The 12,841-nt window shown below is 62.5% G+C and carries 14 protein-coding genes; 10 read left to right on the top strand and 4 right to left on the bottom strand.

The features are described 5' to 3' along the window. A partial coding sequence (locus JQ597_RS27240; RefSeq protein ID WP_212268507.1) for a hypothetical protein occupies positions 1 to 190 on the bottom strand: 190 nt, incomplete at its 3' end. Positions 191 to 438: 248 nt separating this feature from the next. On the opposite strand from JQ597_RS27240, the gene JQ597_RS27235 reads away from it, so the two are divergent. From JQ597_RS27235 to JQ597_RS27205, 7 genes are all read left to right on the top strand, one after another. Continuing rightward, entirely contained in the window at positions 439 to 1,248 is an 810-nt protein-coding gene (locus tag JQ597_RS27235) for an ABC transporter permease (protein ID WP_212268505.1), read from the top strand. Positions 1,249 to 1,312: 64 nt separating this feature from the next. After that, entirely contained in the window at positions 1,313 to 2,308 is a 996-nt protein-coding gene (locus JQ597_RS27230; protein WP_192737219.1) for an ABC transporter substrate-binding protein, read from the top strand. Between the two features lie 174 nt (positions 2,309 to 2,482). After that, positions 2,483 to 3,331, top strand: a complete 849-nt coding sequence (locus tag JQ597_RS27225; RefSeq protein ID WP_212268503.1) for an ABC transporter ATP-binding protein — start codon at positions 2,483 to 2,485, stop codon at positions 3,329 to 3,331. 9 nt (positions 3,332 to 3,340) lie between these two features. Continuing rightward, positions 3,341 to 4,744 carry a hypothetical protein gene (locus JQ597_RS27220; RefSeq protein WP_212268501.1) on the top strand — a complete coding sequence of 468 codons (1,404 nt, stop codon included), beginning with the start codon at positions 3,341 to 3,343 and terminating at the stop codon, positions 4,742 to 4,744. Then, on the top strand, positions 4,741 to 5,892 hold the full coding sequence (locus JQ597_RS27215; RefSeq protein ID WP_212268499.1) for a Gfo/Idh/MocA family protein: 1,152 nt from the start codon (positions 4,741 to 4,743) through the stop codon (positions 5,890 to 5,892). Before JQ597_RS27220 ends, JQ597_RS27215 begins: the two co-directional genes overlap by 4 nt. 9 nt (positions 5,893 to 5,901) lie before the next feature. After that, on the top strand, positions 5,902 to 7,095 hold the full coding sequence (locus tag JQ597_RS27210) for a dihydrodipicolinate synthase family protein (RefSeq protein WP_212268496.1): 1,194 nt from the start codon (positions 5,902 to 5,904) through the stop codon (positions 7,093 to 7,095). Beyond that, entirely contained in the window at positions 7,095 to 7,958 is an 864-nt protein-coding gene (locus JQ597_RS27205; RefSeq protein ID WP_212268489.1) for a sugar phosphate isomerase/epimerase family protein, read from the top strand. Before JQ597_RS27210 ends, JQ597_RS27205 begins: the two co-directional genes overlap by 1 nt. A 162-nt stretch (positions 7,959 to 8,120) precedes the next feature. Here JQ597_RS27205 and JQ597_RS27200 read toward each other — a convergent pair whose 3' ends face one another. Together JQ597_RS27200 and JQ597_RS27195 are read right to left on the bottom strand one after the other, a co-directional pair. Beyond that, positions 8,121 to 8,609 carry a hypothetical protein gene (locus tag JQ597_RS27200; protein ID WP_212268487.1) on the bottom strand — a complete coding sequence of 163 codons (489 nt, stop codon included), beginning with the start codon at positions 8,607 to 8,609 and terminating at the stop codon, positions 8,121 to 8,123. A 188-nt stretch (positions 8,610 to 8,797) separates the two neighbouring features. Then, positions 8,798 to 8,935 (bottom strand): hypothetical protein, encoded by a 138-nt coding sequence (locus JQ597_RS27195; protein WP_192737226.1) that lies wholly within the window; start codon positions 8,933 to 8,935, stop codon positions 8,798 to 8,800. 190 nt (positions 8,936 to 9,125) lie between these two features. Here JQ597_RS27195 and JQ597_RS27190 point away from each other — a divergent pair, with 190 nt between their 5' ends. After that, entirely contained in the window at positions 9,126 to 9,317 is a 192-nt protein-coding gene (locus tag JQ597_RS27190; protein ID WP_211997564.1) for a hypothetical protein, read from the top strand. A 12-nt stretch (positions 9,318 to 9,329) separates the two neighbouring features. Here the strand turns inward: JQ597_RS27190 and JQ597_RS27185 are convergent, their stop codons facing one another. Beyond that, the gene (locus tag JQ597_RS27185; protein ID WP_212268485.1) at positions 9,330 to 10,568 is read right to left on the bottom strand and encodes a cytochrome P450; all 1,239 of its coding nucleotides are present in this window, start codon (positions 10,566 to 10,568) and stop codon (positions 9,330 to 9,332) included. Between the two features lie 341 nt (positions 10,569 to 10,909). On the opposite strand from JQ597_RS27185, the gene JQ597_RS27180 reads away from it, so the two are divergent. Further along, complete coding sequence (locus tag JQ597_RS27180; RefSeq protein WP_212268483.1) at positions 10,910 to 11,611, top strand: TetR/AcrR family transcriptional regulator; 702 nt, start codon at positions 10,910 to 10,912, stop codon at positions 11,609 to 11,611. Position 11,612: 1 nt separating this feature from the next. Next, positions 11,613 to 12,806 carry an efflux RND transporter periplasmic adaptor subunit gene (locus JQ597_RS27175; protein WP_212268481.1) on the top strand — a complete coding sequence of 398 codons (1,194 nt, stop codon included), beginning with the start codon at positions 11,613 to 11,615 and terminating at the stop codon, positions 12,804 to 12,806. Positions 12,807 to 12,841: the final 35 nt, after the last annotated feature.

Below are 12,841 nucleotides of genomic sequence, written 5' to 3'. Positions count from 1 at the left end.
GTGCCAGGACCACACGGTTTTGCCGTACGCTTATCCACGCCGTCGTCGAGGCGTAAACCAGCGTCCACCGCAACCCGTCCAACGTCCGTGACGACGGCCGACGCCCTTCTGAGTAGGACGGGATGGCGGGAACATGCTCCTGATTTGCCTTCTGGTAAACAGAAATATTTTTTATTTCGAGGCTTGACATGATTTCCGATAATCGGAACTGATTTGCCTGTCGGGCTATTTTGTCGCACCTCCCTCCGTCATTCCGGGCGCTGCAACGCGGCGAGCCCGGAATCCATTGGGCGGCGGCGCATGCGGCTTGATGGATTCCAGGTTCGCGCTTGGCGCGCCCCGGAATGACGGAGAGAAAATGTCACAGGGATGCCACTGGACAGTATTTATCCAACGGGTTAATTTCTCGCCGACAAGAACCTGATCAGGGAGCGAGACGTGGCCGAACCGAAGGGCCCCAGCGGCGTGACCAAAGCGCTCAACGCGGCGTGGGTGCGGCCGTTTTTGTTCCTGATTTTCATCGTCGTGATCTGGGACCTGACCATCCGCGTGTTCCGGATTCCCGCCTACCAGATCCCGGCGCCCGGCGATGTCGTCGCCGTGTTGTGGACCGATTGGCCGGAACTGCTGCGGCAGGCTTGGCCTACCACCTACGCCACGATCTGCGGGTTCCTGCTCTCGGCCGTGTTCGGCATTCCCGTCGCCATGCTGATCGCGGGATCGAAGACGGTGGAAAGCTACGTCTATCCGCTGCTGGTGTTCTCCCAGTCCGTGCCCAAGATCGCGATCGCGCCGCTGTTCGTGGTCTGGTTCGGCTTCGGCATCATCCCGAAAGTGATCTCGGCGTTTCTGCTGGGCTTCTTCCCGGTCGTGGTGTCGGCGGTGCAGGGCTTCAAATCGGTCGATCCTGACATGGTCGATCTGGCGCGCGCGATGCAGGGCAGCCGCTTTAGGGTATTTTGCGCCGTCAACCTGCCGCATGCGATGCCGGCGATCTTCTCCGGATTGAAAGTGTCGATCACGCTGGCTGTGGTCGGCGCGGTGGTCGGCGAATTCGTCGGTTCCAATTCCGGCATTGGCTATGTGCTGCAGCGCTCGATCGGCACCTTCGATTTGCCGACGATGTTCGCCGCGCTGGTGATTCTCGCGCTGCTGGGCGTGATCCTGTTCTGGATCGTCGACCGGATCGAAAGCCTCGTCATTCCCTGGCATGTCAGCCAGCGCGAGGACATCATCTTTGCTTCGTAAACTGTAACCCAAAAAAAGGCGGTTCACCCAAGGACCGCAAGCCAACACCAACGGGAGGACGACAATGATACGAGCGATGACAGCGGTTTCGGCCGCGCTGATCTGGGCTGCGCTGGCAGTCCCCGCATCTGCCGCCGACAAGGTGGTGCTGATGCTGAACTGGTACGTCTATGGCGAGCATGCGCCGTTCTATTACGGCAAGGCCAAGGGCATCTATGCCGCCGAAGGCATCGATCTCGAAATCCAGGAAGGCCGCGGTTCGGCAGCGACCACACAGGCGGTTGCGGCCAAGACCGCCAATTTCGGCTATGTCGACGTGCCAACCATGATGCGCGCGGCGGTCAAGGGCGCGCCGATCGTCGCTACCGGCGTGCTGCTGCAGACCAGCCCGATGTCGGCGATGGGTTTCGTCGAGAAGAACATCAAGAAGCCCGAAGACATCAAGGGCAAGACGGTGGCGATCACGCCCGCCGATTCCATGACCCAGATCTGGCCGCTGTTCCTGAAGAAGACCGGCCTGAAGGAAAGCGATTTCCAGACCGTGGCTGGCGACGGCCAGACCAAGCTCAACGCCGTCATCAACGGCCAGGCTGACCTCCTGCTCGGTTACGTCATGGACCAGTCGATGAAGATCAAGGACGCCACCGGCAAGGACGTCAACGCGATCAAGTTCGCCGACTACGGCATCAACATGGTCTGCTCGGGCGTCGTCGCCAACACCGAGTTCGTCAAGGCCAATGCCGACCTCGTCAAGCGCTTCATGTCGGCGACGACCAAGGCCGTCGAAGCCGCCGAGAAGGAGCCGAAGGCCGCGGCGCAATCGATCCTCGACGCCAACCCCAAGGGCGGCAAGATCGAAACGCTGACCCAGGGCTTTGAGCTGACGATCCCGCTCTATCGGACCGCGGAAACCAAGGGCAAGCGGCCGTTCGAGGTCACCGACCAGAACATGACCGACACGGTCAATCTGATGGTCGAGTATGGCGGCCTCGAAGCCAAGGCCAAGGACAATCCGAAGGCGTTTTATACCAATGATTATCTGCCGAAGGGTGGATCTTGAGCCATTGATGACACATCGATCGTCGTCCCTGCCGAGTGCGCGGTTGCGCACGGAGCAGGGACCCATAGCCACCGGCCTGCGTTGTTGCAGAAGGTCTCTACCTCCGTGCCCGAACGAAAGGGCACGGCGTATGGGTCCCTGCGTTCGCAGGGACGACGGGTGGAGGGAAACTGAATGAGCGCAGCGACCAAAGCAACCAACCCCGATCAGCCCGCCGCGCATCTGCGCCTGGTGTCCGATCGGGCAGGCGCCGGCACGCCGGGGATCACGCTGTCGGGTGTGTCGAAGACCTATCGCTCGCGCGACGGCGATGTGCCGTCGCTGAAGCCGCTGGATTTTCATATCAACGAGGGCGAGTTCTTTGTCGTCGTCGGCCCGTCCGGCTGCGGCAAGTCCACGCTGCTCAAGATGATTTCGGGCCTGCTGGCGCCCTCGACCGGTGAAATCCTGGTCGAAGGCGAACAGGTGACAAAACCGCACGGCAATGTCGGCATCGTGTTCCAGAACGCGCTGCTGCTGCCATGGCGCAATATCCTCGGCAATGTGATGCTGCCGATCGACATGAAGCAGCTGCCGCGCGAGGAATATCTCGTGCGCGCCAAGGTGCTGCTCAAGATGGTCGGGCTCGAAGGCTTTGAGAAGAAGCTGCCCTGGCAGCTTTCGGGCGGCATGCAGCAGCGGGCCTCGATCTGCCGGGCGCTGGTGCATGATCCAAAAATCATGCTGATGGACGAGCCGTTCGGCGCGCTCGACGCCATGACGCGCGAGAAGATGAATGTCGAGCTGATGCGGATCCAGCGCGAGACCGGCAAGACCGTGCTGCTGATTACGCATTCAATACCGGAAGCGGTGTTTTTGGCCGACCGCGTGCTGGTCATGACCGAGCGCCCCGGCGCGATCGCGGCGATCTACGACGTGCCGCTGCCGCGCCCGCGTTCGCTTGACGCGATGGCCGATCCCGCCTTCACCGAACTTGTGCAGCGAATTCGAAAGCACTTCTTCACCCAAAGCGCGCTGGATTGAGCCGGGCTGATGCCGCCACGTCTGACCGTCCGAGATATCGCTTTCTTTGAACGCCCGGTGACTTTTGCCCGGCCGTTCCGGTTCGGCGCCGTCGTCATCAACGCGACGCCGCAGATGTTCGTGCGGGTCGAGATCGAGGTTGAGGGAAAAGGCAAGGCGACAGGTGCGAGTGCCGAGTTTCTCGTGGCAAAATGGTTCGACAAGCGGCCGCATCTCTCACCACAGGAGACGATCGAGGAGCTGCGGCGCTCGCTGCTGATCGCGCGCGAACTCTATCTGGCGCAGTCCGGCTACGAGACCGCGTTCGGCCTGCATGCGGCCTGCATCGGTTCGCAGATCGCCGCTTGCGCCAAGGAAGACATCCCGCCGCTTGCGGCCGCCTATGGCCCTGCCGAAATCGACAAGGCGATCCTCGACGCGCTGCTGCGCGCGACCGGCGCCAACTTCTTTGACGGCATGGCTGATAATATCGCCGGCGTCGATGCGCGGCTGTCGCGCGACCTCGGCGATGAAGATGTTTCGCGCTTCCTTGTCCGCCGTCAGCGGCTGGCGCGCGTCGCGATCCGGCATACGGTCGGCATGGATGATCATGTCGAAGGCGAGGGCGGTGTTGCCGATGTCAGGGAAAATTCCGGCGCACGATACTTCAAGCTCAAGCTCAATGGCGATCCCGTCCATGATGCGGAGCGCCTGACCCGCATCGGCAGAGAACTTGCCACGCTGCCGTATGATTACAGCGTCACGCTGGATGCCAACGAACAATATGCCGATCTCAGCGTGCTGGGCGCGCTGGTCGAGCGCCTCGACCGCGACGGTGCCCTGAAGCCGATCGCATCAAGACTGCTCTATATCGAGCAGCCGATGCCGCGCGATATCACGCGGCAGTCGCCGCTCGGCGCGCTCGCCAGCCGCGACTTCATCGTCGATGAGGCCGATGATTCCTATGACGCGTTCCCCGCGGCGCGCGCGCTGGGCTATCGCGGCATCTCCTCGAAATCCTGCAAGGGCGTCTACAAATCGGTCATCAACGCGACCCGCGCCGCCAAATGGAGCGCGGACGGCGACAAGGCCTTTATCGCCGGCGAGGACCTGACCTGTCAGGCCGGGCTAGCCGTGCAGCAGGATCTGGCGCTTGGCGCGCTGATCGGCGTCACCCACGCCGAGCGCAACGGCCATCATTATGTTGATGGGTTTGGTGATACGCCCGCTCCTGAGGCGGAAGCGTTTCTAACCGCCCATCCTGATCTCTATTTCCGCGACGGCAAGAAAATCCGCCTCGCGATCCATGACGGCGATCTCCTGACGGGATCGCTGACGACACCAGGCTTTGCCACGTCAGTGCATCCGGACTGGTCCGCGATGTCGCCGCTGGAGCGGCCAAAGCCACGCATTCCAAGGGAGCAAGCGATATGACGACCAAACGCCTCGGCCTGATCATGAACGGTGTGACCGGCCGCATGGGGCTCAACCAGCATCTGATCCGCTCCATCGTCGCGATCCGCGACCAGGGCGGCGTGGTGCTTGGCAATGGCGACCGCATGATGCCGGACCCGATCCTGATCGGCCGTGACGCAGATAAAGTGGAACGTCTCGCCAAGCGCTTCAACGTCGAGCGCTGGTCGACCGACCTCGACAAGGCGCTGGCCGACAAGAATGACACCATCTTCTTCGATGCCGCGACCACGCAGGCGCGGCCCACGCTGCTGACCAAGGCGATCAATGCCGGCAAGCACGTCTATTGCGAGAAGCCGATCGCGACCAATCTGGACGAAGCGGTGGCGGTGCTGCGGCTCGCCGATGCCAAGGGCGTCAAGCACGGCACGGTGCAGGACAAGCTGTTCCTGCCGGGCCTGAAGAAGCTCGCCTTCCTGCGCGACTCCGGCTTCTTCGGCCGCATGCTCTCGGTGCGCGGCGAGTTCGGCTATTGGGTGTTCGAAGGCGGCTGGCAGGAGGCGCAGCGGCCGTCCTGGAATTACCGCAGCGAGGATGGCGGCGGCATCATCCTCGACATGGTCTGCCACTGGCGTTACGTGCTCGACAATCTCTTCGGCGAGGTCGAGAGCGTGAGCTGCACCGGCACCACGGACATTCCCGAACGTTTCGACGAGAAGAACAAGCAATACAAGGCGACTGCCGACGATTCCGCCTACGCCACCTTCCGCCTCAAGGGCGGGGTGATCGCGCACATCAACATGTCCTGGGTGACGCGGGTCTATCGCGACGATCTCGTCACCTTCCAGGTCGACGGCACCCATGGCTCGGCGGTCGCGGGGCTGACCGATTGCGTCATTCAGGCGCGGCAGGCGACGCCACGGCCGGTGTGGAATCCGGACGAGAAGCGTACGCATGATTTCTACGCCGACTGGCAGACGCTCCCCGAGAATGTCGTCTACGACAACGGATTCAAGGAACAGTGGGAAATGTTCATTCGGCACGTTTGCGAGGACGCACCCTACAAGTATACGCTGCTGGAAGGCGCCAAGGGCGTGCAACTCGCCGAATGCGCACTTCAGAGCTGGCGCGAACGACGCTGGATCGACGTCGCTCCGATCAAGGTGTGAGGTGAAGCCATGAACAAGCCGGTCATGCCTGTCTCGTCGCTGTCGCTGAAACTGCCGACCGCGAACCGCAGCATCGAAACTTATCGCCTGGCGGCGTCGCGGGTTTTCCCGGCGAAGCTCGAAGGCACGCTGAACCGCGTCGCGTTCTCGGCGGCGCATGTGGTCGCCGATCCCTTTGCCGACAATGATCCGTGGCTGACGGCGGCGATCGATTGGGACAAGACCATCGCGTTCCGCGAACACATCTGGGACCTCGGTCTCGGCGTTGCCGAGTCGATGGACACCGCGCAGCGCGGCATGGGGCTGGACTGGCCGACCTCGCTGGAATTGATCCAGCGCTCGGTGAGGGCTGCCAGGGCGAGGAGCAATGCGCTGGTGTTCTCCGGCGCCGGCACCGACCACCTCGCGGTCGAGGATGCTGAGAGTATCGATGACGTGATCCGCGCCTATGAAGAGCAGATCGCCGCGGTCGAAAAGGCCGGCGGGCGCATCATCCTGATGGCTTCGCGCGCATTGGCGAAGATCGGTCGCAATGCCGACGATTACGCCAAGGTGTATAATCGCGTGCTGTCGCAGGTCCGCGAGCCCGTGATCATTCATTGGCTCGGCGACATGTTCGACCCGGCGCTGGCAAATTATTGGGGCACCTCGAGCCTCGATGAGGCCATGGACATCGCGGTCGGCATCATCAACGCCAACGCCGCCAAGGTTGATGGCGTCAAGGTTTCGCTGCTCGACAAGCAGCGCGAGATCGACATGCGCCGCCGGCTCGACAAGAATGTAAAAATGTATACCGGCGACGATTTCAACTATGCCGAACTGATCGCCGGCGACGACAAGGGCTTTTCGCACGCGCTGCTCGGCATCTTCGATGCGATTGCGCCGGCGGCGTCCTACGCATTGTCGCGGCTGGCGGCCGGCGATGAGGCCGGCTTTCACGACGTGCTCGGGCCGACGGTGCCGCTGTCGCGGCATATCTTCAAGGCGCCGACCCGGTTCTACAAAACGGGAATCGTGTTCATGGCCTATCTCAACGGCCACCAGGACCATTTCACCATGGTGGGTGGGCAGGAGAGCACGCGCTCGACGCTGCATCTGGCCGAACTGTTCAGGTTGGCCGACCAGGCGGGCCTGCTCGCCAATCCGGAACTGGCAACACGGCGGATGAAGACCGTGCTCGCGACACGCGGCGTTGAGGCCTGATGCGGGATTTTTCGAAAGACCATCGCTGGCTGTCGCTGAACACGGCAACGGTCCGCAAGCAGGGCGACCTCATCGCGATCATCGAGGCCTGCGCGCGGCATGGCATCCGCGCCATCGATCCGTGGCGCGATCAGGTCGCCGCCGTCGGCCTCGAGCGTGCCGCGCGGGCGGTGCGCGATGCCGGGCTGGAATTGACCGGCTATTGCCGCGGCGGCATGTTCACGGCGGATGCTGCCCGTCGCATCGAGGCGCGCGACGACAACCGCCGCGCCGTCGACGAGGCCAAGGCGCTGGGCGCGCCCTGCATCGTGCTGGTCGTCGGCGGACTACCGCAATATTCGCGGCCGGGCAGTGCGGTCTCAAAGGATATCCTGGCAGCCCGCAGCCAGGTGCAGGACGGCATCGCCGAGATGTTGGACTATGCGAGAAGCGCAAACATGCCGCTGGCGATCGAGCCGCTGCATCCCGCCTATGCTGGCGACCGAGCCTGCGTCAATACGACAAAGCAGGCGCTCGATATTTGCGACGCGCTCGATCCGAAACGATCAGGCGCGCTCGGCGTCGCGCTCGACGTCTATCACATCTGGTGGGATCCGGAATTGCTGCCGCAGATCGCGCGCGCCGGCAAGGACCGCCTGTTGGCGTTCCACGTCTGCGACTGGCTGGTGCCGACCAAGGACATCCTCAACGACCGCGGCATGATGGGTGACGGCGTCATCGACATCAAATCGGTGCGTGCAGCCGTCGAGGCGCAGGGCTTTGAAGGGTATTCCGAGATCGAGATTTTTTCGGAGGAGTGGTGGCGCAAGCCGATGGATGAGGTGCTGCTGACCTGCATCGAACGGCATCGGTCGGTGGTTTAGGTTTATGTCGTCCCGGCCTAGTGCGCAATCGCGCACGGGGGCCGGGACCCATAGCCACCGAAGTTGATTGTTGAGGAGGGTGGCTGGAGCGCCAGCTGGTCTAACCACGAAAGCCTGTGGTTATGGGTCCCGGCCTTCGCCGGGACGACGGCGGAGAGTATCTCAAACAAGCCGCTTGCGGATCATGTCCTCGATGGCGGCGAGTTCGCGGTTGGCTTTGTGAAGCTGGGCCTCGGCGGCCTGCGCGCGGAACTCGGCTCCGATCGCATGATCCTCGGCGCTTACGATACGCTTTTCGGCCCGCTGCATGGCTTTCGCCATTTCCTCGAGCCGGGCATTGAAATCATTGATCAGTTCGCGTCGCGCGCGCTCGGAAGCGTCGCGTTGCTTTTCGGCCAGCCGCAGCCGCTCGGTGGCGCTCTTGCACAACGACTGGGCGCGGGCTTCGGTCTCGCGGGCCTGGTTTTCGATGCCTTCGAACATCTCAGTGGCCTGCTGCATCAGGCTGAGCGCGGTGGTGCCGGGTCCTTTCGCGGGTTGCCGGGCAAAACTGACGACTTTCTCTTCTTCGTCGGGCAGCGGGGCGGGCGCGGAGGGGTAGCGGTAATCCCAGATGTCCTCACGAAGCTGCTGATTTGCGCGGTACGCCATACGGGAGGCCCTTTTTCGAAACGCCGGTGCGAAAAAGGTACGCAAACATGGTAAACCGGGGGTTAATTACCGGCCCAGGACAAAGACGGTGGAGGCCGGAATCGCTGATCGGGGCGGCGCAAACCCCGACGCCGGTGCAGGTGAGGAAGATCGGTCCAACATCGAAGCTTGTCAGACAGCCTTGCTGACTATTTCTTTTTGCCCGAGCCAAAACCCGACTGCAGGCTTCCGACGCCCTTCTGGCTCGGCGCCGCCGCGATCGTCTTGATCTTTTCCTTCTTGGGCTTCTTCGCCTCGCGATTGTTCTTTTGCTCGCCCTTGGCCATGCCGGTCACTCCCTGGAGTTGATGCTTCGAAAGCATCGTGCCGGGCGAGGGTAGCAACTTGGCGAAGGATAGATACAGGACGATCGTCCGAAAGCTGATTTAATTTGGGTCCATTGGCCTTGCCATGCCCTATGGTCACGCCGCGAATCCTTGGCAGAGCCTGATACAGCTAACAGCAAAGCGAGCCCGCATGAGCGACCGACTGGACAATTTGAAGAAGGCGCGGGATCGCATGCTCGAAGACCGCGATGCGCACGCCAAGGTGCTCGCGGCGCCGTTCGACCGCGACAAGGCCGAGCGGGCGCGCGCCAAATTCCTGGAGATGCAGGTGCTGATCGATGCGATCGACCGCGCGATCGCCGGCGAGCCGGCGACGGCGTAAGCAGGCTGCCGCCTACGATGCCCGCGTGGTTTCGCCGACCTGGCACGGCACGCTCAGAAATCCGCGGAAGCGGACGCGGCCGCCGCGCACCGGCTCGCCGTTCAGCGCATAGTCCGGAAACCGCGCCAGGAAGCGCGAGATCGCGATTGCGCCCTCTAACCGCGCCAGCGCCATGCCGGCGCATTGATGCGCACCGGTGCCGAAGGCGAGATGCCGGTTCGGCGTGCGGCCGATATCGAGGTTTTCAGGGTCGGCGAACTGCTGCGGATCGCGGTTGGCGGCGCCGATGCACAGCGTCACCGGCGTGCCTGATGGCATTGCGATGCCGCCGAGTTCGACCGGCTCGACCGTCATGCGGTTGCCGAGCTGGTTTGAGCTTTCGAAGCGCAGCATCTCCTCGACCGCGGTCTTGATCAAAGCGGGGTTTTCGATCAGCCGCGCCTTCTGGTGCGGATAATGCGACAGCGCCACCAGCCCGTTGCCGATCAAATTGGTGGTGGTTTCATGGCCGGCATTGAGCAGAAAGATGCAATTGTGCAGCAGTTCCTTCGAGGTCAGCCGCTCGCCATTGTCCTCGCCCTGAATGAGGCGCGTCAGCACGTCGCGTTCGGGGTTGCCGGGTTTTGCGCGCCGCCGCTCGACCAGGATTTCGAGATAGCCAAGAAAATCCTTCACCGCCTTGTTGCCGCGCGCAAACGCCTCCGGACTGATCACGGGCTCGAGCGCGCCGAGAATGGCGAGCGACCAGTCGCGCAGCGGCTCGCGCTCCTCCATCGGCACGTCGAGCAGATTGCCGATCACCTGGATCGGGATGGCGGAGGCGAAATCCTCGATCAGTTCGACGTCGCCCCTGGCGGCGAGGCCGTCGAGCAGGCGGTCGATCAGCCTGATCAAATCGGGCTCCATCTCCGCGATCGCGCGCGGTGACAGCGCGCCCATGATCAGCCGCCGCACCCTTGTGTGGGCGGGGGGATCGTTGAAGACGAGGCTGGTGGTGTGGTGCTCGTAGAGCAGGCTGTCGCCGTATTTCGGCGCAAACTCCTTTTTCTTGTCGGACGAGAACACCTTGGTCGCCTTGTAGGCGGCGACCAGATCGTCATAGCGGGTCAGGAAGTAGCAGCCGTTCGGCAGCCGCTTGACGGGCTCGTTCTCGCGCAGGGCCCGATAGGTCGGATAAGGGTTGGCATAGAATTCCGGCGTCAGTTTCTCCAGGTCGAAATTCGCCGACAGCTCCCGTGCATCCCAATTCATGGCGCGTCATGCTCTTTGCGAGACAGAGAAAGAGTAAGGTGTGAAGCCCGGCGAGGTCGCGTGTATAAATTAGTCGCATCTGCAACTAATTTAAACTCCGTCCCCGGGTCCGGGTCAACTCAAATTGAAGCGGGTAGGCGGCTTAGGCGCTTTTGTCAGGCGGCCTGCGGTCTACAGTCCTGTCCGATATGCACCCTGACAGGCAAATGCATTCCCGCGCCGATGCCCCCGGGAGAGAACACCCGAGGGGCCTTGGATTGCAGCCGATTTAGGTCGAAATGTCCGGTTTGCGCTGCAATAAATCCTTGACTTGGTCAAGGTGAGTGATTACTCACACGCCCATGTCCAGCCTTCGCATGACGAGTGATTTACGGCGTCAATTGATATTGAGCGCCGCCAAGCGGTGCTTCGCCCGCAACGGCTTTGCCGGCACCACGACCAAGAGCGTGGCGGCGGCTGCTGCCATTTCGGAAGGGCTGCTGTTCAAGCACTTCCCATCCAAGGCGGCGCTCTATGCGGAAATCCTGGCGGAGGAGTGCGAGGCCGATCCGGATCTGGCCCATCTGCTAGGCCAGGCGCCCTCGACCGCGACGCTGGTTGAACTGATCAAGGGCATGGTCGGGCACTTCATGCAGATCTCCGACGGCCCCGACGAGGAAGAGGCGCAGCGGCTGCGGCTGATGACGACGAGCCATCTCGACGACGGTGAATTCGCGCGGCTGCTTTACGCCAAGGTCAGCGATCTGATCGGCACCGTGTTCACGGCATCGCTCGAAAGCGCCGTGGCGGCCGGCGATGCGTCGAAGATCGGCGATGAACCGCTCAACCTGTTCTGGTTTGCGCACCACACCGTGCTGATGGCCGCGCTGTCGCGGCTTCCGGCGGTGCCTGTTCTTACTTATGGCAACGCCGCCGATCTCGAACGGCAGCTTTGCCAATTCATCCTTCGCGGCATCGGACTCAACGAAGCCGCAATTGCTACGCATTTGGACCACGAGCCGTCGCCGAATTCGGGACAATCGGTAACTGCAGAAAGTGCATGAAATGAATATCGTAACCGAAAGCCACCTCAAGGGTCAGCCGATCGGCGACAAGGCGCGCAAGCGTCCGGTCCGGATGGTGCGCTGGTTCATCGTCGTCGGGCTGTTGCTGAGCCTGCTGGTCGGCGGCCTGGTCTGGTTCAATTATTTCCGCGGCAAGATGATCGCGCAGTTCTTCGCGAACAACAAACCGCCGCCGACCAGCGTCAGCGTTGCCGACGCGAAGTCCGAGGTCATACCGAACCTGTTGACCGCGGTCGGCGATCTCGCCGCCGTGCATCAGGTCAATGTCACCTCGGATTTGAACGGCCGTATTACCGAGATCATGTTCACCGCGGGTGCTGCCGTGAAGGAAGGCACCCCGCTGGTGCAGTTGTTCGATGGTCCCGAGCAGGCCGACCTCGCCAGCTTCAAGGCGCAGGCGACGATGGCGCAGCTCTCGCTCGAGCGCGCCAAGCAACTGGCAAGCCGCCAGTTCGGGCCGCAGGCAACCGTCGACCAGGCGCAATCGGCGTTCGACCAGGCCAATGCCGGCATCGCCAAGACCCAGGCCATCATCTCGCAAAAGCAGGTGCGGGCCCCGTTCGACGGCGAGCTCGGCGTTCGCAGGGTCGAGGTCGGTCAGTATCTGACGGCGGGAACGCAGATCGTTTCGTTGACCGATCTGTCGCGGCTCTATGCCAACTTCACCGTGACGGAAAAGGACAGCGGCGCGCTCAAGGTCGGACAGATCGTTCGTATCGCGGTCGACGCCTATCCGGGCCGCAAGTTCGAGGGCAAGATCACGACCATCGAGCCGCAGATCGCTACCGACACGCGCAACATTCGCGTGCAGGCGACGATCGACAACCCGGACCGCATCCTCAAGCCGGGCATGTTCGCGACCACCACCGTGGTGCTGCCGGACAAGCCGCCGGTCGTCACCATTCCCGAGACCGCGGTCGACTACACGCTGTATGGCGACTCCGTCTATCTCCTCACCGAGAAGAAAGAGGATGACGGCAAGACCAGCCTGACGGCGGTGCGCACCTTCGTGCAGACCGGCAACCGCATCGACGGGCGTGCCGAGATCCTGAAAGGGCTGAAGTCCGGCGATCGTGTCGTTGCGGTCGGACAGCTCAAGCTGCAATCGGGTGCGGCAGTGACGATTTCGGCCGATCCGGCGCCTGTGATTCCGGCGAAGCCGCCGCGCTATTGAACGTGACGGGGCCGGTAGGGCCGCGTTTGCAACAT

The organism is Bradyrhizobium sp. AUGA SZCCT0177, from assembly GCF_018130125.1.
Classification (GTDB): domain Bacteria; phylum Pseudomonadota; class Alphaproteobacteria; order Rhizobiales; family Xanthobacteraceae; genus Bradyrhizobium.
This window is presented reverse-complemented; position numbering and strand designations above follow the sequence as displayed.

Excerpts from the sequence above, each read along its gene's own strand:
- JQ597_RS27200 (WP_212268487.1), bottom strand. The coding sequence starts at position 8,609 with ATGGCGTACCGCGCAAATCAGCAGCTTCGTGAGGACATCTGGGATTAC.
- JQ597_RS27190 (WP_211997564.1), top strand. The coding sequence starts at position 9,126 with ATGAGCGACCGACTGGACAATTTGAAGAAGGCGCGGGATCGCATGCTC.
- JQ597_RS27175 (WP_212268481.1), top strand. The coding sequence starts at position 11,613 with ATGAATATCGTAACCGAAAGCCACCTCAAGGGTCAGCCGATCGGCGAC.
- JQ597_RS27215 (WP_212268499.1), top strand. The coding sequence starts at position 4,741 with ATGACGACCAAACGCCTCGGCCTGATCATGAACGGTGTGACCGGCCGC.
- JQ597_RS27180 (WP_212268483.1), top strand. The coding sequence starts at position 10,910 with ATGTCCAGCCTTCGCATGACGAGTGATTTACGGCGTCAATTGATATTG.
- JQ597_RS27195 (WP_192737226.1), bottom strand. The coding sequence starts at position 8,935 with ATGGCCAAGGGCGAGCAAAAGAACAATCGCGAGGCGAAGAAGCCCAAG.
- JQ597_RS27210 (WP_212268496.1), top strand. The coding sequence starts at position 5,902 with ATGAACAAGCCGGTCATGCCTGTCTCGTCGCTGTCGCTGAAACTGCCG.
- JQ597_RS27225 (WP_212268503.1), top strand. The coding sequence starts at position 2,483 with ATGAGCGCAGCGACCAAAGCAACCAACCCCGATCAGCCCGCCGCGCAT.
- JQ597_RS27185 (WP_212268485.1), bottom strand. The coding sequence starts at position 10,568 with ATGAATTGGGATGCACGGGAGCTGTCGGCGAATTTCGACCTGGAGAAA.
- JQ597_RS27230 (WP_192737219.1), top strand. The coding sequence starts at position 1,313 with ATGATACGAGCGATGACAGCGGTTTCGGCCGCGCTGATCTGGGCTGCG.
- JQ597_RS27205 (WP_212268489.1), top strand. The coding sequence starts at position 7,095 with ATGCGGGATTTTTCGAAAGACCATCGCTGGCTGTCGCTGAACACGGCA.
- JQ597_RS27220 (WP_212268501.1), top strand. The coding sequence starts at position 3,341 with ATGCCGCCACGTCTGACCGTCCGAGATATCGCTTTCTTTGAACGCCCG.